Annotated in this window: 12 protein-coding genes; 2 read left to right on the forward strand and 10 right to left on the reverse strand. The window is 69.3% G+C overall.

Translation table 11 applies throughout. The features are described 5' to 3' along the window. Positions 1–37: 37 nt before the first annotated feature. The 10 genes from AC1RLW_RS17735 to AC1RLW_RS17780 all read right to left on the reverse strand — a co-directional run bounded on the left by AC1RLW_RS17735 (position 38) and on the right by AC1RLW_RS17780 (position 13,774). Positions 38–1,207, reverse strand: a complete 1,170-nt coding sequence (locus tag AC1RLW_RS17735; protein WP_062477516.1) for a BMP family ABC transporter substrate-binding protein — start codon at positions 1,205–1,207, stop codon at positions 38–40. A gap of 52 nt (positions 1,208–1,259) precedes the next feature. Further along, positions 1,260–2,180 carry an ABC transporter permease gene (locus tag AC1RLW_RS17740; RefSeq protein ID WP_070061710.1) on the reverse strand — a complete coding sequence of 307 codons (921 nt, stop codon included), beginning with the start codon at positions 2,178–2,180 and terminating at the stop codon, positions 1,260–1,262. A 3-nt stretch (positions 2,181–2,183) separates the two neighbouring features. Next, complete coding sequence (locus AC1RLW_RS17745) at positions 2,184–3,347, reverse strand: ABC transporter permease (protein ID WP_062477508.1); 1,164 nt, start codon at positions 3,345–3,347, stop codon at positions 2,184–2,186. Next, positions 3,334–4,881 carry an ABC transporter ATP-binding protein gene (locus AC1RLW_RS17750; RefSeq protein ID WP_095744201.1) on the reverse strand — a complete coding sequence of 516 codons (1,548 nt, stop codon included), beginning with the start codon at positions 4,879–4,881 and terminating at the stop codon, positions 3,334–3,336. Before AC1RLW_RS17750 ends, AC1RLW_RS17745 begins: the two co-directional genes overlap by 14 nt. A gap of 99 nt (positions 4,882–4,980) precedes the next feature. Continuing rightward, the gene (locus AC1RLW_RS17755) at positions 4,981–6,378 is read right to left on the reverse strand and encodes an NCS2 family permease (protein WP_062477503.1); all 1,398 of its coding nucleotides are present in this window, start codon (positions 6,376–6,378) and stop codon (positions 4,981–4,983) included. A 76-nt stretch (positions 6,379–6,454) separates the two neighbouring features. After that, positions 6,455–7,450 carry a LysR family transcriptional regulator gene (locus AC1RLW_RS17760; RefSeq protein ID WP_492745837.1) on the reverse strand — a complete coding sequence of 332 codons (996 nt, stop codon included), beginning with the start codon at positions 7,448–7,450 and terminating at the stop codon, positions 6,455–6,457. Between the two features lie 94 nt (positions 7,451–7,544). Next, complete coding sequence (gene xdhB, locus AC1RLW_RS17765) at positions 7,545–10,004, reverse strand: xanthine dehydrogenase molybdopterin binding subunit (protein WP_493194239.1); 2,460 nt, start codon at positions 10,002–10,004, stop codon at positions 7,545–7,547. A 2-nt stretch (positions 10,005–10,006) separates the two neighbouring features. Further along, a complete protein-coding gene (gene xdhA / locus AC1RLW_RS17770; protein ID WP_493194241.1) occupies positions 10,007–11,620 on the reverse strand; it encodes a xanthine dehydrogenase small subunit in 1,614 nt (537 codons plus the stop codon). Positions 11,621–11,806: 186 nt separating this feature from the next. Next, positions 11,807–12,586 carry a sulfite exporter TauE/SafE family protein gene (locus AC1RLW_RS17775; RefSeq protein ID WP_083259231.1) on the reverse strand — a complete coding sequence of 260 codons (780 nt, stop codon included), beginning with the start codon at positions 12,584–12,586 and terminating at the stop codon, positions 11,807–11,809. 273 nt (positions 12,587–12,859) lie between these two features. After that, positions 12,860–13,774 carry a LysR family transcriptional regulator gene (locus AC1RLW_RS17780; RefSeq protein ID WP_493194242.1) on the reverse strand — a complete coding sequence of 305 codons (915 nt, stop codon included), beginning with the start codon at positions 13,772–13,774 and terminating at the stop codon, positions 12,860–12,862. A gap of 87 nt (positions 13,775–13,861) precedes the next feature. On the opposite strand from AC1RLW_RS17780, the gene AC1RLW_RS17785 reads away from it, so the two are divergent. Further along, entirely contained in the window at positions 13,862–16,021 is a 2,160-nt protein-coding gene (locus AC1RLW_RS17785; RefSeq protein WP_493194244.1) for a thiamine pyrophosphate-dependent enzyme, read from the forward strand. Positions 16,022–16,038: 17 nt separating this feature from the next. Beyond that, on the forward strand, positions 16,039–17,667 hold the full coding sequence (locus tag AC1RLW_RS17790) for an indolepyruvate oxidoreductase subunit beta family protein (protein ID WP_493194246.1): 1,629 nt from the start codon (positions 16,039–16,041) through the stop codon (positions 17,665–17,667). Positions 17,668–17,683 lie beyond the last annotated feature (16 nt).

A 17,683-nucleotide genomic window follows, 5' to 3' on the forward strand; every position in this document is an offset into this window, starting at 1 on the left:
CCTTCTCGTGGCAATCGCCGAAGCGATCGACCAATGATTACTTCTTGTCGCCGCCCGGCACCTTGCCTTCGACGCCCTTGACGTAGAAATTCACGCCCGACAGGAACTTGTCGTCGGCGACCGCGTCCTTGGCGATCAGCTCCTTGCCGTCCTGGCCGACGATCGGGCCCTTCCAGATCGAGAAGCTGCCGTCCTTCAGGCCCTTCTTGATTTCCTCGACCTTGGCCTTGGCTTCGGCGGGCACGTCTTCGGCGATCGAGACGATGTCGATCGCGCCTTCCTTCACGCCCCACCAAGTCTGGCCGGTGGCCCACTTGCCGTCCAGCGCGTCCTGCGTGGTCTTGATGTAGTACGGCGCCCAGTTGATGATGGCCGAGCCCAGGTGGGCCTTCGGGCCGTAGGCGGTCATGTCGGAGTCCCAGCCGAAGGCACGCTTGCCCTTCTCTTGGGCGGTCTTGAGCACGGCTGGCGAGTCGGTGTTCTGGAACAGCACGTCGGCGCCGCCGTTGATGAGGGCGGTGGCGGCTTCGGTTTCCTTGGGCGGGCTGAACCACTCGTTCACCCACACGACCTTGGTCGTGATCTTCGGGTTGACCGACTGCGCGCCCAGCGTGAAGCTGTTGATGTTGCGCAGCACTTCAGGGATCGGCACCGAGCCGACCACGCCCAGCGTGTTGCTCTTGGTCATCGAACCGGCAATCACGCCGGCCATGTACGCGCCTTCGTAGGTGCGGCTGTCGTAAGTGCGCATGTTCTCGGCGGTCTTGTAGCCGGTGGCATGCTCGAACTTCACGTCCTTGCTGTCGTTGGCGACCTTGAGCATGGGCTCCATGTAGCCGAAGGTGGTGCCGAAGATCAGCTTGTTGCCCTGGCCCACGAAGTCGCGGAACACGCGCTCGGCGTCGGCCGACTCGGGCACGCTTTCGACGAAGGTGGTCTTGATCTTGTCGCCGAATTCCTTCTCGAGCGCCTTGCGGGCGTTGTCGTGCGCGAAGGACCAGCCGCCGTCGCCCACGGGACCGACATAGGCGAATGCGATGTTCAGCGGGGCCGCCGGTGCGGGGGCCGGGGCGGCCGCGGGGGCCGGCGCCGGCGATGCTGCGGGGGCGGCCGCCTCTTCCTTCTTGCCGCAGCCGATGAGGGCCGCCGAAGCCACCGCGGTGAGGGCGGCGAGCTTGAGAAGGGAACGCTTGTTCAGATCATTCATTGTCGAAATCCTCGGAAGAAAAGGACGGGTTGGCAAAAAAACGAGAACGCGATTATGAGCCGGGGTAGAACGGTTTCCCCATCGATGCCGGCATGTTGATGCGGATGAAGGCGGGGTTGCGCGAGATCAGCGCCAGCACCACGATCGGCGCGATGTACTGGGCCATGCTGAGGAACTGCGAGGGCACGTCGACGCCGCTGCTTTGCAGGTGGAAGCCCAGCATCGAGACGCCACCGAACAGGTAGGCGCCGAGCAGCACGCGGATCGGGCGCCAGGTGGCGAAGGTGGTCAGCGCCAGCGCGATCCAGCCGCGGCCGGCGACCATGCCCTCGACCCACAGCGGCGTGTACACGGTCGACAGGTACGCACCCGCCAGGCCGCACAGCGCGCCGCCCGCGATCACCGCCAGGAAGCGGATGCGCCGCACCGGGTAGCCCAGCGCATGCGCCGACTCGGGCGACTCGCCCACCGAGCGCAGCACGAGGCCGGCGCGGGTGCGGTACAGGAACCAGATGAGCCCGATGGTCAGCAGCACGGCCACGTACACCATCGGGTGGTGCCGGAACAGCGCCGGGCCGGCCAGCGGGATGTCGGCCAGCACGGGAATGGCGAAGGGCGTGCTCTCGGGCAGCTTGGCCTGCACGAAGCTGATGCCCGCGAAGGCCGAGAAGCCGACGCCGAACAGGCTCAGCGCGAGCCCCGTGGCGTACTGGTTGGTGTTGAGCCAGATCACGAGCACGCCGAAGAAAGCCGCGAGCAGCGCACCGGCCGCCATGCCGGCCAGGAAGCCGAGCCAGGGGTTGTGCGTGATGACCACCGTCGCGAAGCCCGCGATGGCGGCGCACAGCATCATGCCCTCGGCGCCGAGGTTGACGACGCCGGCCTTCTCGTTGATCAACAGGCCCAGTGCCGCGATGGCGAGCACGGTGCCCGCGCTCAGGGTGGAGCCCAGCAGGAGTGCGTAGCTTTCCATGGTTCAGAGCCCTCCTTCGGTGGCACGCGCGGTCGGCGCAACGGGCGCGGTCGGCGCGGTGATCGGCGTGCTGACCTGCAGCGAACTCGTGGTCAGCGTCGCGGCCTTGGCGCCGGCCTTGCGGCGGATGCGGTAGGCGATGAGCGTGTCGCAGGCCAGCAGCGTGAACAGCAGCAGGCCCTGGAACACGCCGGTGAGCGACTTGGGCAGGCCCAGGCGCGACTGCGCGAGTTCGCCGCCGATGTAGAACATGCTCATCAGGATCGCCGAGAAGATCATGCCCACCGGGTGCAGCCGCCCGACGAAGGCCACGATGATGGCCGCGAAGCCGTAGCCCGCGGGCACGTACGGCGTGAGCTGGCCGATGGGGCCCGCCACTTCGAGCGCGCCCGCCAGGCCGGCCGCGCCGCCCGAGGTGAGCAGCGCGATCCACACCGCGCGGCGTGCCGAAAAACCGGCATAGCGCGCCGCCGCGGGCGCCAGCCCGCCGACCTGCTGCGCGAAGCCCGCGCGCGTGCGGAACAGGAACACCCACAGCGCGCCCGCGCCGACCAGCGCGATGATCAACCCGATCGACACGCGCGAGCCCTTCATGAGGCGCGGGATCTGCGTCACCGCCTCGAAGGTCTTGGTCTGCGGGAAGTTGTAGCCCTGCGGATCTTTCCAGGGCCCGAAGACCAGGTAGCTCAGCATCAGCGTGGCCACGTAGACCAGCATCAGGCTCACGAGGATTTCGTTGGCGTTGAACTTGTCGCGCAGGAACGCGACGATGCCCGCCCACACCATGCCGCCCAGAATGCCCGCCAGCAGAATGGCCACGACGATCCAGCTGCCGGTGCTCTTGTCGGCCAGCAGCGCCACGCCGCCCGCCGCGATGGCGCCGCACACGAACTGCCCTTCGGCGCCGATGTTCCAGACGTTGGAGCGAAAGCACACGGCCAGGCCGAGCGCAATGATGAGCAGCGGCGTGGCCTTCACCATCAGCTCGCCGATGGCGTAGCCGCTCTTGATCGGCTCGTAGAAGAACACCTGCAGACCCTTGACCGGGTCCTTGCCGAGCGCGGCGAACAGCGCCACGCCGATGAGCACGGTGATCAAGAGCGCCAGGATCGGCGAGCCATAGCTCCAGAAGCGCGACAGCTCCGGGCGGGGTTCAAGCTTGAGCATGCGCGCCCTCCTTCTTGTTGTTCTGGTGGGGCTGCGCCTGCGGCCACAGGCCGCTCATCCATTCGCCGATCTGCGGCAGCGTGGCCGCCGCGCGGTCGATCGAGGGCGACAGCCGCCCCTTGGCGATCACGTGCAGCCGGTCGCAGATGTTGAACAGCTCGTCCAGCTCCTCGCTGATCACGAGCACGGCGCAGCCGGCGTCGCGCAACGCGAGGATCTCGGCGTGGATGAGCGCCGCCGCGCCCACGTCCACGCCCCAGGTCGGCTGCGAGACGATGAAGAGCTTCGGGTTGGCGTCGATCTCGCGACCGACGATGAATTTCTGCAGGTTGCCGCCCGACAGCGAACGCGCCGCCGCGCCCGGGCCGCCGGCCTTCACCTTGAAGCGATCGATGATGGAACGCGCCTGCTTGTCGAGCTCGGCGGTGCGGATCCAGCCGCCCTTGCCCACCGCGTTGCTGCGCGTGAGCAGCAGGTTGTGCGCCAGGCCCAGCGTGGGCACGGCGCCGCGCCCCAGCCGCTCCTCGGGCACGAAATGCAGGCCCAGCGCACGCCGCGCGCGCGGGCGCAGCCGGCCGGCCGGCTGGTCGAACACCCGCACCATGGCGGGCTCGGCGCGCACGTCCTCGCCCGAGAGCGTGTACAGCAGTTCCTTCTGGCCGTTGCCCGAGACGCCGGCGATGCCGACGACCTCGCCTGCGCGCACGTCGAAGGAGATGCCGTCCAGGTCGACGCCGAACTGGTCTTCGCGCGCCAGCTTCAGGCCCTGCACGCGCAGCGCCACCGCGCCGGCATGCAGCGGGCGGTGCTGCAGCGGCGGCGGCTCGCTGCCGATCATGAGGCGCGAGAGCGATTCGGTGCTCTCGTTGCGCGGGTTGCACACACCCGTGACCTTGCCGCCGCGCAGCACGGTGCAGGCGGTGCACAGCTCCTGGATCTCGTGCAGCTTGTGGCTGATGTACAGGATGCTGCAGCCTTCCGAGGCCAGCTTGTTCAGCACGCCGAACAGGCGGATCACAGCCTGCGGCGTGAGCACCGAGGTCGGCTCGTCCAGGATCAGCAGCTTGGGGTTGGTGAGCAGCGCGCGGATGATCTCCACCCGCTGCATCTCGCCCACCGACAGCGTGTGCACGGGGCGCGAGGGGTCGATGTCCAGCCCGTACTCGCTCGCCTTGGCCGTGATGCTGCGGGCCACCTCGGCCAGCGCGAGCGACTTGTCCAGGCCCAGCCAGACGTTCTCGGCCACGGTGAGCGTGTCGAACAGGCTGAAGTGCTGGAACACCATGCTGATGCCCAGCGCGCGCGCCTGCTGCGGGTTGCGCAGGTTCACCGCCTGGCCGTCGAAGGTGACGGTGCCTTCGTCGGGCTTGACCGAGCCGTAGATGATCTTCATCAGGGTCGATTTGCCCGCGCCGTTCTCTCCGAGCACGGCATGGATTTCGCCGGGCTGCACGGCCAGGGAGATGTCGCTGTTGGCCACCACCGCGGGGTACCGCTTGGTGATGTGCGCCAGCTGGAGTCTGGGGGTTGTCATGCCGGGTTTCGTGGGTTTGTCTCGTTCAACATCAACAAGCGGGGACAGCTATAAGTTTAATAGCGTCCCCGCGACCATCGGCGCCCGACGGCGCGTCCTTCAGTGTCCGCCGATGTAGGCGAACTTGAACAGGAAGATCGCCGCGATCACCCACACCATCGCATGCACTTCCCGTGCCCGGCCGGTGCACAGCTTGAGCACCGCGTAGGTGATGAAGCCGAAGGCCAGGCCGTTGGCGATCGAGTAGGTGAAGGGCATGGCCAGCGCCGTGACGGCCGCCGGGATCACCTCGGTGGTGTCTTCCCAGTCGAGCTCGACCAGGTCGCGCAGCATCAGGCAGCCCACGAAGAGCAGCGCCGGTGCGGTGGCGTAGGCCGGCACCGAGCCCGCCAGCGGCGAGATCATCAGGCAGGCCAGGAACAGCACCGCCACCACCACGGCCGTGAGGCCGGTGCGGCCACCGGCTTGCACGCCGGCCGCGCTTTCCACGTAGGCCGTGGTGCTCGAGGTGCCCAGCAGCGAGCCCGCGAAGATCGCGCCGCTGTCGGCCAAGAGCGCCTTGTTCATGCGCTCCATCTTGCCCGGCACCAGCAGGCCCGCGCGCTTGGCCACGCCCATCAGCGTGCCGGTGGCGTCGAACATCTCGACCAGGAAGAACACCAGCACCACGTTCAGGATGCCGCCCTTGAGCGCGCTCAGGATGTCCAGCTGCATGAAGGTGGGTGCGATGGACGGCGGTGCGTCGAACACGCCGTGGAACTTGTTGCCGCCGAAGAAGAACGACAGCACCGTCACCGTGAGGATGCCGATCAGGATGGCGCCGCGCACCTTGAGCCGGTCGAGCGCCACGATCATGAGGAAGCCGATGGTCGCCAGGATCACGGGCGCCGAGTGCAGGTCGCCCAGCGTGACGAAGGTGGCCGGCGAAGCCGCGACCACGCCCGCGCTCTTGAGCGCGATGAGCGCCAGGAACATGCCGATGCCCACGGTGATCGCCGTTCGCAAAGACTGCGGTATGCCCGCGATGAACAGCTCCCGCAACCCGGTGACCGTCACGATCAGGAACAGGCAGCCCGAGATGAACACCGCGCCCAGCGCGGTCTGCCAGGTGTAGCCCATGCCGAGCACGACCACGTAGGCGAAGTAGGCGTTCAGGCCCATGCCCGGCGCCATGGCGATCGGGTAGTTGGCGTACAGGCCCATGATCAGCGTGCCGATGGCCGCGATCAGGCAGGTGGCGACGAAGACCGCGCCCTTGGGCATGCCCGCGTCCCCGAGGATCGAGGGGTTCACGAAGATGATGTAGGCCATCGTCAGGAAGGTGGTCAGCCCTGCGATGACTTCGGTGCGCACGGTGGTGTTGTGCTCGGTCAGCTTGAAAAAGCGTTCCAGCAGACCGGCGTTGGCCGGTGCGGTGGCCGCACGCAACGGCGCCGCCTCGGTGGCCCCGGCGGCCCGGGGAGTGGTGGCCTTGGGCACCTCTTCATACCTGTTCATTTCGCTTGTCTCCAGCTGTTGTATGTGGCGGTTCGTTCATCGTTGCCTCGGTCGCGACGCCGGCGCGACGGAGGGCTCAGGGAGGATCGGAAAGCGGCTCAGCCGGCAGGGTTCGGGCGGGGGCGGCAGGCGCGGCATCGAAGCCGGGCCGCAGCGACGCCGCCACGCCCTTGATGCATTCGCGCAGCCAGCGCGCGGAACTCGACGAATGGGTACGTTCGTGCCAGAGCTGGTAGTACATGAGGCGCGGCAGCGCGGCCGGGCACTCGAGGATCTTCACGGGCAGCCGTGCGGCAAAGCGCTCGCAGTACTGGCGCCCGGTGGTGAGCACCAAAAGGCTCGAGGCCACCATGTCCGGGATGAGGCTGAAGTGCGCGCAGCGCGCCGTGATGTTGCGCTGCCGTCCCAGCTCGTCGAGCATCTGGTCGATGATGCCGCGCCCGCCCGGGTGCATGGGCGTGGGCGCGATGTGCTCGGCTGCCAGCCAGGTTTCCAGGTCCCAGCCGCGGCGCACCGCCGGATGGTCCTGGTTGACCAGCGACACCACCTCGTCGCCGAAGAGGCGCGCCATGTGCAGGTCTTCCGGCGGCTTGAGCCAGTTGCCGATCACCAGGTCGACCTGCCCGAGCGCCAGGTGCCCGTGGTAGTCCGAGTCGGGCGAGAGCGCATGGATCTCGATCTGGCACAGCGGCGCCTCGCGCTTGACCTGCGCCACCAGCATCGGCAGGAACAGCGGGTCCATGTAGTCGCTGGCCGCGATGCGGAAGGTGGTGGCCGCCGACTGCGGCTCGAAACCCCGCGCATCCGAGAACAGCATCTCGGCCGCCCGAAGAATGCTGGCCGCGGGCTCGATCATGCGCAGCCCCGCATCGGTGGGCACCATGCCCGAGCCCGAGCGCACCAGCAGCGGGTCGCCCGACAGCTCGCGCAGGCGCTTCAGCGCGGCCGAGACGGCCGGCTGGTACATGCCCAGGCGGATGGCGGCGCGCGAGACGCTGCGGTCGGTCAGCACGGTATGAAGCACCCGAATCAGATGAAGGTCGATCTTGTCGAAAAGCGCCTGGTCTCTCATGGCTGTTCACACCTTTCTTGTCTGTGCGAACAGTTATACAGCGCAGCATTTGGAGAACGGAAGGACGCTCGGACCGTGCGAGCACGGCCGGTGCTCATTCGCCAGAGGCTGCCTGCACCGCGGTGAGGGCGCGGAGGATGGATTCGCTCGTGGCCGGCGCCTTCAGCGGCGGATCGACCCGGTGCCCGCCCGCGGCCGACACGGCATCGCGGATCGCGAAGAACACCGAGAACGGCAGCAACAGCGGCGGTTCGCCCACGGCCTTGCTGCGGTGAATGGAGTCTTCGACGTTCTGGCCCTCGAACAGGCGCACGTTGAACACCGGCGGGCAGTCGTTGGCCGTCGGGATCTTGTAGGTGCTCGGCGCGTGCGTGGTGAGCTTGCCGCTCGCCGGGTGCCACACCAGCTCTTCGGTGGTGAGCCAGCCCATGCCCTGGATGAAGGCGCCCTCGACCTGGCCGATGTCCACGGCCGGGTTCAGCGACTTGCCCGCGTCGTGCAGGATGTCGGCGCGCAGCAGCTTCCATTCGCCGGTGAGGGTGTCCACCACCACCTCGCTCACCGCCGCGCCGTAGGCGTAGTAGTAGAACGGGCGGCCCTGCATCTTGTCCTTGTCCCAGCTCAGGCCGGGCGTGGCGTAGAAGCCGTCGGACCACAGCTGCTTGCGGTCGAGGTAGGCCTCGCCCACCACGGTGCTGAAGGCCAGCGTGCGGCCGTTCACTTCGACCTGGTCGTTGGCAAAGCGCACGTCGGCGGCGTTGCCGCCATGGCGTTCGGCGGCGCAGGCGGCCAGGCGTTCGCGGATCTGGCGGGCGGCGTCCTGCGCGGCCTTGCCGTTCAGGTCGGCACCGGTCGAGGCGGCCGTGGCCGAGGTGTTGGCCACCTTGGTCGTGTCGGTCGCGGTGACGCGCACGCGCTCGAAGCTCACGCCCAGCTCGTGCGCCACCACCTGCGCCACCTTGGTGTTCAGGCCCTGGCCCATCTCGGTGCCGCCGTGGTTCACGAGGATCGAGCCGTCGGTGTACACGTGCACCAGCGCGCCGGCCTGGTTGAAGTGCTTCACGTTGAACGAGATGCCGAACTTCAGCGGCGCCAGCGCCAGGCCGCGCTTGAGCACCGGGCTCTTGGCGTTGAAGGCGGCGATCTCTTCGCGGCGCAGGCGGTAGTCGCTGGTTTCCTCCAGCTCGGCCACGAGTTCGTGGACGATGTTGTCGGTCACGGTCTGGCGGTACGGCGTGACGTTGTTCTCGCCCTTGCCGTAGAAGTTGACGCGCCGCACGTCGAGCGGGTCGCGCTTCAGTTCGCGCGCCACCGAGTCCATGATGTTCTCGATGGCGATGGCGCCCTGCGGGCCGCCGAAGCCGCGGAAGGCCGTGTTGCTCTGCGTGTTGGTCTTGCCCGAGAAGCCGTGCATGCTCACGTTGGGCAGCCAGTAGGCGTTGTCGAAGTGGCACAGCGCGCGCGTCATCACCGGGCCCGACAGGTCGGCCGAATGGCCGGCGCGCGAGACCATGGTGATCTCGGCGCCGAGGATGCGACCCTCGTCGTCGTAGCCCACGTCGTACTCGTACCAGAAGCAGTGGCGACGGCCGGTGATCATGAAGTCGTCGTCGCGGTCCAGGCGCAGCTTCACGGGGCGCTGCAGCTGGCGCGCGGCGATGGCCGCCACGCAGGCGAACAGCGCCGACTGCGATTCCTTGCCGCCGAAGCCGCCGCCCATGCGCCGGCATTCCACATGCACCTCGTTCGAGGACAGGTGCAGCGCATGCGCCACCAGGTGCTGCATCTCGCTGGGGTGCTGCGTCGAGCAGTGGATGTGCAGCGCGCCGCCCTCCTTCGGGATGGCGTAGCTGATCTGGCCTTCGAGGTAGAACTGTTCCTGCCCGCCCACGTCGAGCGTGGCGCTGTGGCGATGAGGTGCCTTCGCGATGGCGGCGCGCACGGCGGCCTCGTCGCCGCCGTTGGCGGCCCCGCCGCTGCGCACGATGTGCATCGGCGGCACCACGTACTGGCCGCGCGCATGCGCGTCCTGCGGCGTGAGCACGGGCGGCTGCGCCTCGATGGTCAGCGCGTCCTTGGCCTTGGCAGCGGCGCGGCGTGCGGCGTCGCGCGTCTCGGCGATCACGGCGAACACGGGCTGGCCGAGGTAGCGGATCTGGCCGCCGTCGTTCACGGGCAGCAGGATCGGGTCGTCGCGAATGATCGAGCCGCAGTCGTTGGTGCCGGGAATGTCGTCGGCGGTGATCACCGTGACCACGCCGGGCATGGCGCGGATGGCGTCGAGCGACAGCGCCGTCACGCGGCCGTTGGCGGCCGGCGACAGGCCCAGCGCGCAGTGCAGCGTGCCGGCGAGCTCGGGAATGTCGTCGATGTAGGTGGCTTCGCCGGCCACGTGCAGGTGCGCCGACTCGTGCGGGCGGCTGATGCCCACGCGCATGCCGCGGCCGTGCGCCAGCGCTTCGGCGCCCACGTCGATGCGGGCGGCGGTGTTCTTCAGGTAGTCGGCAAAGGCCTCGGCGGGCTGCAGCAGGCGGGCGTCGATGGGTTTGTTCATGGTCAGAGTCCTTCCGCCGCAACCTTGGCAACGACATGGGGCATCACGCTCCAGACGCTGGTTTCTTCGATGGACAGCGCGTCCTGCGTGCGGGTTTCGAGCCACAGGCGCTGGATCAGGTTCTGCGCCACCTGCAGGCGGTAGTCGGCCGAGGCCCGCATGTCGGAAAGCGGCTTGAAGTCTTGCGCCAGCGCCAGCTTGGCGGTGGCCACGCTGGCCTGCGTCCACGGTTTGCCGACGAGCGCGGCTTCGGCGTTGGCGGCGCGCTTGACGGTGGCGGCCATGCCGCCGAAGGCCAGGCGCACGGCCTTCACCGTGTCGCTGCCGGCTTCCAGTTCGATGGCGAAGCCCGCGCACAGCGCGGAGATGTCGCAGTCGAAGCGCTTGCTGATCTTGTAGGCGCGCACCTGGCGGCGCATGGCGGCCAGCGGCACGGCCAAGCCCTGCACGAACTCGCCGGGCTGCAGCTCGTTCTTCATGTAGTCGAGGTAGAAGTCGGGCAACGGCATGCGGCGAACCACATCACCGCGGCGCAGTTCGATCTCGGCGTCCAGCGACATCAGCACCGGCGGCGAATCGCCGATGGGCGAGCCGTTGGCGACGTTGCCGCCCATGGTGCCGGCGTGGCGGATCGGCGGCGAGGCAAAGCGCAGCCACACGTCGGCCAGGCTGGGCACGCGGGCCACCAGCGCGCCGAAGGCGGCTTCGAGCGAGGCGCCGGCGCCGATGTAGAGCTCGTCGGCGCGCTCTTCGACCGTCTTCATCTCGGCCACGTCGCCGACATAGATGATGTCGCCGAGGTCGCGAAACTGTTTGTTGACCCACAGGCCGACGTCGGTCGAGCCGGCCAGCAGCTGGGCGCGCGGCTTCTGCACGCGCAGTGCGGCGAGCTGGGCCAGGGTCTTGGGGGCGTGGAAGTGGTCGATGCGGGCGCCCAGCGGGGCGGCGTAGTCCAGGCCGTCGTTCTTCAGCGCGGTGAGCGCGGCCACCACGGGGGCGGTGTCCAGGCGCACGGCCGGCAGATCGAACATGCGCTGGCCGGCGTCGAGGATGGGGCGGTAGCCGGTGCAGCGGCAGAGGTTGCCCGACAGGTCGTCGGCCAGCTGCTGGCGCGTGGGCTGCGTGCCCTCGGCCTGGTGGTGTTCGTAGGTGGCCCACAGCGACATCACGAAGCCCGGCGTGCAGAAGCCGCACTGCGAGCCATGGCAGTCGACCATGGCCTGCTGCACGGGGTGCAGCGGATGGACGGCGTGCTTGGCCGGGGCGTCGGCCTTGGGCTTGCACTGCGACGCGCACTGTCCCTTGAGGTCTTCGACCGTGAACAGCGCCTTGCCGTGCAGCGTGGGCAAAAACTGGATGCAGGCGTTGACGGTCTGCAGCTGCAGGCCATCGACCGCGCCGGGCGCGTGGGCGTCGGTGGCCAGCTCGCCGATGACGACGGTGCAGGCGCCGCAGTCGCCTTCGTTGCAGCCTTCCTTGGTGCCGGTGCAACGCGCGTCCTCGCGCAGCCAGTCGAGCACCGAGCGGGTCGGATGGACCCCGCTGACGTCGACGATCTTTCCGCGATGGAAGAAGCGGATCGGTTGAATCGGATTGCTGCTGCTCTCGGTGCTCATGCTTTTTCAGGCTCGTGGGCGGCCCGTCGTGGGCCAGTCATGGACGTTAGCGGCTTGCGTGGGGTCTTGCATACGGGCACGCCCATAACGCGTATGTGAGGGTCGGTATGCCACGTCCGGGGAAACCCTTGGATTGACGTTGCAATTCCCGGGCCACGCCGGAAACCGAGGGTTTTCAGCCGTTTTTCAGCCGTGTGCGATGGCGGTCCAGGCGGTGGCCAGCAGCGTCACGCCGGCCACGAAAAGCAGCCCGGCGACCAGCCATTGCAAGGTGCGCGGCTGCAGCTTGTTCGGCAGGCGGTGGTGCAGCCGCGTCGCGGCGTAGACCACGGGCATGGCGCAGCCGGCCAGCAGCGCCGAGTGCCACGAGAAGTGGCCGGTCGGCACCACGATGACGAGCCGCACGAGCGAGTTGAAGGCGAACATCAACAGCAGCGCGCGGCGCACGAGTTCGCGGTCCAGCGGCTGGCGGTACATGTGGAAGACGATGGGCGGGCCCGAGGCCGAGAACAGCCCGCCCAGCACGCCCGAGAGCCCGCCGATGAGGGCGAAGCTGGTGCGGCCCGACACGGCCGGCAGCGGCTTGCCCTGCAGCAACAGCAGCACGGCGCAGATCAGGATCGACACGCCCAGCAGCCCCCGCAGCCACGACACGGCGCTGCCGCTGAGCCACACGAGCAGCATGAGCCCGACGATGACGCCGACGGTGCTGCCGTTGAGCGCGGGCTTCATCAGCTGCCAGGGCACGGGGCCGGGGCGCGCGCGGAAGTAGGTCCAGGCGTTGATGAGGCTCAGCACGGTCGCGGCATTGGCGGCGTCGTTCACGCTGGCGATGTCGAACACCGACACGAGGCCCAGCAGGATGAGGCTGAACGCAAAGCCCGTGAGGTTCTGCGCGTAGGTGGCCAGGCCCACGCAGGCCATGAAGATCAGGACCGGGACGGCCCCGGAAAGAATCGCTTGCACCGGGGGTGTCGTCAGCGCGCGCCGAAGCTGGCGGGACGAAGGAAGGAGGCGGGGGAAAGGGGATGCGGGACGGACATGCGGACGGGGATCGGGGGACTTAGGCGCGAGGCGGGAACGTTTGAGAATAACGCGTGTGTCCGGGGCGCGTGCCCAGGCCACCGGGTACTTCCCTCCGCGAATGTCCCCCGGGCTTCGCCCTCCTCCTTGATTTCGCTGCGGGAAGCACCCAGTGCCCTGGTCACGGGGCACGCTGCGGGTGTTCGGCGGTCGCGGTCAGCCGCGCTCCGAGAACAACGCCACGATCACCTGCCGCAACCACCGGTTGCCCGGGTCGGCCTCGAAGCGCTTGCTCCAGTGCAGCGACACGGTGAAGTCGCGCAGCGGAAACGGCGGCTCGACGATGGCGTAGCCGCCCTCGGCCGCGAAGCCGCGCGCGATGTTGCGCGGCATCACCACCGCCAGGTCGGTGGCGCGCACGATGGCCGGCAGCACCATGAAGTGCTCGGTCGTCAGGCGCAGGCGGTCTTCGAGGTTCAGCAGCTGCAGGATGCGCAGCGTGTCGGCGTGGGTGCGCACGGCCACGTAGTCGAGCTCGTGCAGCGCGGCGAGCAGCGTCTGGCCGCTGCGCCGGCGCTTCACGAAGGGGTGGTCGTGGCGCAGCAGCACGATGTAGCGGTCTTTCAGCAACTGCGTGCGCTGGGTGTCCTCCACGTGCGGCAGGAAGCCGAAGGCGAAGTCGACCCTGCCGCTGTCCAGCGCGGTGGCGATCTCGCCCGGCGCGAGCGGCATGGTCTCCACGCGCACGCCCGGCGCCAGCTCGCGCAGCCGCGCCATCAGCGCGGGCAGAAAGCGCCCCTCGCCGATGTCGCTCATGTGGATGCGAAAGAGCTTGCGCGACGCGGCCGGGTCGAAGCGCTCGGGCTCGGCCAGCGCCTGCTGCAGCATCGCCAGCGCCGACTGCACGGGCACCGCCAGCCGCTCGGCGCGCGGCGTGGGCGCCACGCCGCCGAGGCTGCGTGTGAACAGCGCGTCGCCCAGCAGCAGGCGCAGCCGCGTGAGGCCATGGCTGGCCGCCGGCTGCGTGAGGCCCAGCGCCTCGGCAGCGCGGCTCACGTTGCGGGTGCGGTAGACGGCGTCGAACAACCGGAGCAGGTTGAGGTCGACCGAATCAATATGCACCCCATTCATATTCGATAGCTGGCTCATTGCATTGAAGTATGACGCAGGTCCGCCCACACTCCCGCGTTCTCCCCACGACAAGAAGCACGAGACACGATGGAAGTTTCATTCAGCAAGGAAGTGGAAATGCTGCGCCTGGGCGCGGGCGACACCTTCCACGGCGAGGGCATCCTCGCGATCACCAAGGGCCTGCTGCAGTCGGGCGTGGCCTACGTCGGCGGCTACCAGGGCGCGCCGGTGTCGCACCTGCTGGACGTGATGGTGCAGGGCAAGGCCTACATGGACGAGCTGGGCGTGCACGTCGAGGCCTGCTCCAACGAGGCCTCGGCGGCGGCGATGCTCGGCGCGTCCATCCACTACCCGCTGCGCGGCGCCGTGACCTGGAAGTCGATCGTCGGCACCAACGTGGCGGCCGATGCGCTGTCCAACCTGTCGTCGCCCGGCGTGACCGGCGGCGTGCTGATCGTGGTGGGCGAAGACTACGGCGAAGGCGCCAGCGTGATCCAGGAGCGCACGCACGCCTACGCGCTCAAGTCGAGCATGTGCCTGCTCGATCCGCGGCCCGACCTGGGCGTGATGGTGCGCATGGTCGAGCAGGGCTTCCAGCTCTCGGAGGCCTCGAACATGCCCTGCCTGATGGAGCTGCGCATCCGCACCTGCCACGTGCGCGGCAGCTTCGACTGCAAGGACAACATCGCGCCCGCCGTGTCCACGCGCGCGCTGATGGACGAGCCCGCGGGCTTCGACTACATGCGCCTGGCGCACCCGCCCGTCACCTTCCGCCACGAGAAGCTCAAGGGCGACGAGCGCATGCCGGCGGCGCGCCGCCACATCGTGGCGAACGGCCTCAACGAGCTGATGCCCGGCCGGCGCCACCCCGACCTGGGCATCGTGGTGCAGGGCGGCCTGTACAACGCGTTGATCCGCAGCCTGCAGCAGCAGGGCCTGGCCGATGCCTTCGGCGACACCGACATCCCGATCCTGGTGCTCAACGTGACCTACCCGCTGGTGCCCGAGCAGGTGGCCGACTTCTGCGTGGGCAAGCGCGCGGTGCTGGTGGTGGAAGAAGGCCAGCCCGAGTACATCGAGCAGGACATCGCCACCTTGCTGCGCCGGCGCGACATCCAGACGCCGCTGCACGGCAAGGACCTGCTGCCGCAGGCCGGCGAGTACGGCGTGGAGGTGCTGTCGGGCGGCCTCGCGGCCTTTGCCGAGCGCTACCTCGGCGCGAGCGAAGCCGCCACGTCGGCGCAGGCCTGGCTGGCCGGCAACCGCGAACGCCGCGAGGCGGTGGCGCGCCGGCTCGACGCGCCGCTGCCCAACCGCCCGCCGAGCTTCTGCGTGGGCTGCCCCGAGCGGCCGGTGTTCTCGGCCCTCAAGCTGGCACAGCAGGAGACGGGGCCGGTGCACATCGCGGCCGACATCGGCTGCCATGCCTTCGGCACCTTCGAGCCCTTCTCGATGGGCCACTCGATCCTCGGCTACGGCATGAGCCTGGCCAGCCGCGCGGGCGTGGCGCCGATGATGAACCGGCGCACGCTGTCGATCATGGGTGACGGCGGCTTCTGGCACAACGGCCTGCTCACGGGCGTGCAGAGCGCGCTGTTCAACGACGACGACGCGGTGCTGCTGATCTTCAAGAACGGCTACACCTCGGCCACCGGCACGCAGGACATCATCTCCACGCCCGACGACGAGATCAAGGAACGCGCCGTCGACAAGCAGCAGAGCCTGGTCGACAAGAACCAGACCATCGAGGCCACGCTCACGGGCCTGGGCGTGAAGTGGATGCGCACCGTCACCACCTACGACGTGGAACGCATGCGCAAGACGCTCACCGAGGCGCTCACGAGCGACTTCAACGGCCTGAAGGTGGTGATCGCCGAAGGCGAGTGCCAGCTCGAGCGGCAGCGCCGCATCAAGCCGTGGATCGCCGGCCTGCTGAAAAAAGGCAAGCGCGTGGTGCGCGTGAAGTACGGCGTCGACGAGGACGTGTGCAACGGCGACCACGCCTGCATCCGCCTGTCGGGCTGCCCCACGCTCACGCTCAAGGACAACCCCGATCCGCTGAAGGTCGACCCGGTGGCCGTCGTCATCGACGGCTGTGTGGGCTGCGGCCTGTGCGGCGCCAACGCACACGCGGCCACGCTGTGCCCCAGCTTCTACCGCGCCGAGGTGGTGCAGAACCCGAAGTGGCACGAACGCCTGCTGCACGGCCTGCGCAGCGCGATCGTCGGCGCCCTGCGGCCCGCCTAAGAAGAAAGAACCGAGACATGGAACAGAACCGTCCCACCACCCTGCTCGTGTGCGCCCTCGGCGGCGAAGGCGGCGGCGTGCTCACCGAATGGCTGGTCGACGCCGCGCGGCACGCGGGCTACGCGGCGCAAAGCACGTCGATCCCCGGCGTGGCGCAGCGCACCGGCGCGACCACCTACTACCTCGAAGTGTTCCCGGTGCCGATGGCGCAGCTGGGCGGCCGGCGCCCGGTGTTCAGCCTGGGCCCGGTGCCGGGCGCGCTCGACGCGATCGTCTCGTCGGAGCTGCTGGAGACCACGCGCCAGATCGGCAACGGCATGAGCGCGCCGCTGCGCACGCTGGTCATCAGCTCGTCGGCGCGCGTGCTCACCACGGCCGAGCGCATGGTGCCCGGCGACGGCCGTGCCGATGCGCAGCGCCTGCTGGACGTGGTCAAGGCCTTCAGCCGCGAGCACCACGTGCTCGACATGGGCGCCATGGCGCGCGAGGCCGGCACGGTGGTCAGTGCCGTGATGCTGGGCGCGATCGCGGGCAGCGGCCTCTTCCCATTCCCGCGCGAGGCCTACGAGCGCGCGGTGCGCGGCGGCGACGAAGCCGCGCCCGACAAGCTCGGCAAGATGGCCGCGGCCAGCCTGCGCGGCTTTGCCGCCGCCTTCGAGGCCGTGCGCGCGCCGCGCGCGCAGGCCGCCTTCGTGCAGGGCGTGCTGGCCGGCGACGACACGCGCGACGCGCCCCCGCCCCCGCCGCCGCAGCCCCTGCCCGACGACGTGGCGCGCCGCTTTCCGCCGGCCGTGCACGACATGCTCACGCTCGGCCATGCGCGGGTGCGCGACTACCAGGACAGCGCCTACGCCGCGCTGTACGCCGATCGTCTCGCGCGGGTGCTCGAGGCCGAGCGCGCCGCCGACCCGTCGGGCGCGCAGGGCTTCGCGGTCACGCGCGAAATGGCGCGCTGGCTGGCGCTGTGGATGGCCTTCGACGACATCGTGCGCGTCGCCGCGCTGAAGGGCCGCGCCAGCCGTGCGCAGCGCGTGCGCCAGGAAGTGCGCGCGGGCGACGACGACCTCGTGAAGGTCTACGACCACTTCAAGCCCGGCGCGCCCGAGTTCGCGGCGCTGCTGCCGCCGTCGCTCGCGCGCCGCGTGACCGCCTGGGACCGCGCCCGCCAGTCGCGCGGGCGCGCGCCGTGGGCGCTGCCGCTGCAGGTGGGCAGCCATTCGGTGCTGGGCATGGCCTCGCTGCGCGTGCTGGCCTCGCTCACCTGGCTGCGCCGGCGCGGCAGCCGTTTTGCCGAAGAGCAGGCGCTGATCGAGCGCTGGCTGGCCGCCGTCGAGACCGGCACGCGCGCGCACTGGGCGCTGGGCCGCGAGCTGGCGCTGTGCGGCCGGCTCATCAAGGGCTACGGCAGCACCAACGAACGCGGCAAGCACAACCTGCTGCACGTGATCGACGAGCTCGCGGGCCGCGCCACGCTGCAGCCCGCCGCGCGCGCCGAGGCGATCGCCGCGGCCCGCGAGGCCGCGCTCGCGGACGAAGGCGGCAAGGCGCTGGACGCCGCGCTCACGCGCCACGGCGCCGCGCCGCGCCCGGTGCAGGCGCAACCCATCCGCTGGATGAAGCGGCCCAAGACAACGACCACGATCTGACAACGACCACGATCTG

The sequence above is a fragment of the Variovorax sp. GW822-FHT04A09 genome (assembly GCF_058801005.1).

Excerpts from the sequence above, each read along its gene's own strand:
- AC1RLW_RS17790 (WP_493194246.1), top strand. The coding sequence starts at position 16,039 with ATGGAACAGAACCGTCCCACCACCCTGCTCGTGTGCGCCCTCGGCGGC.
- AC1RLW_RS17785 (WP_493194244.1), top strand. The coding sequence starts at position 13,862 with ATGGAAGTTTCATTCAGCAAGGAAGTGGAAATGCTGCGCCTGGGCGCG.
- AC1RLW_RS17755 (WP_062477503.1), bottom strand. The coding sequence starts at position 6,378 with ATGAACAGGTATGAAGAGGTGCCCAAGGCCACCACTCCCCGGGCCGCC.
- xdhA (WP_493194241.1), bottom strand. The coding sequence starts at position 11,620 with ATGAGCACCGAGAGCAGCAGCAATCCGATTCAACCGATCCGCTTCTTC.
- AC1RLW_RS17735 (WP_062477516.1), bottom strand. The coding sequence starts at position 1,207 with ATGAATGATCTGAACAAGCGTTCCCTTCTCAAGCTCGCCGCCCTCACC.
- AC1RLW_RS17745 (WP_062477508.1), bottom strand. The coding sequence starts at position 3,347 with ATGCTCAAGCTTGAACCCCGCCCGGAGCTGTCGCGCTTCTGGAGCTAT.
- AC1RLW_RS17740 (WP_070061710.1), bottom strand. The coding sequence starts at position 2,180 with ATGGAAAGCTACGCACTCCTGCTGGGCTCCACCCTGAGCGCGGGCACC.
- xdhB (WP_493194239.1), bottom strand. The coding sequence starts at position 10,004 with ATGAACAAACCCATCGACGCCCGCCTGCTGCAGCCCGCCGAGGCCTTT.
- AC1RLW_RS17780 (WP_493194242.1), bottom strand. The coding sequence starts at position 13,774 with ATGAATGGGGTGCATATTGATTCGGTCGACCTCAACCTGCTCCGGTTG.
- AC1RLW_RS17750 (WP_095744201.1), bottom strand. The coding sequence starts at position 4,881 with ATGACAACCCCCAGACTCCAGCTGGCGCACATCACCAAGCGGTACCCC.
- AC1RLW_RS17760 (WP_492745837.1), bottom strand. The coding sequence starts at position 7,450 with ATGAGAGACCAGGCGCTTTTCGACAAGATCGACCTTCATCTGATTCGG.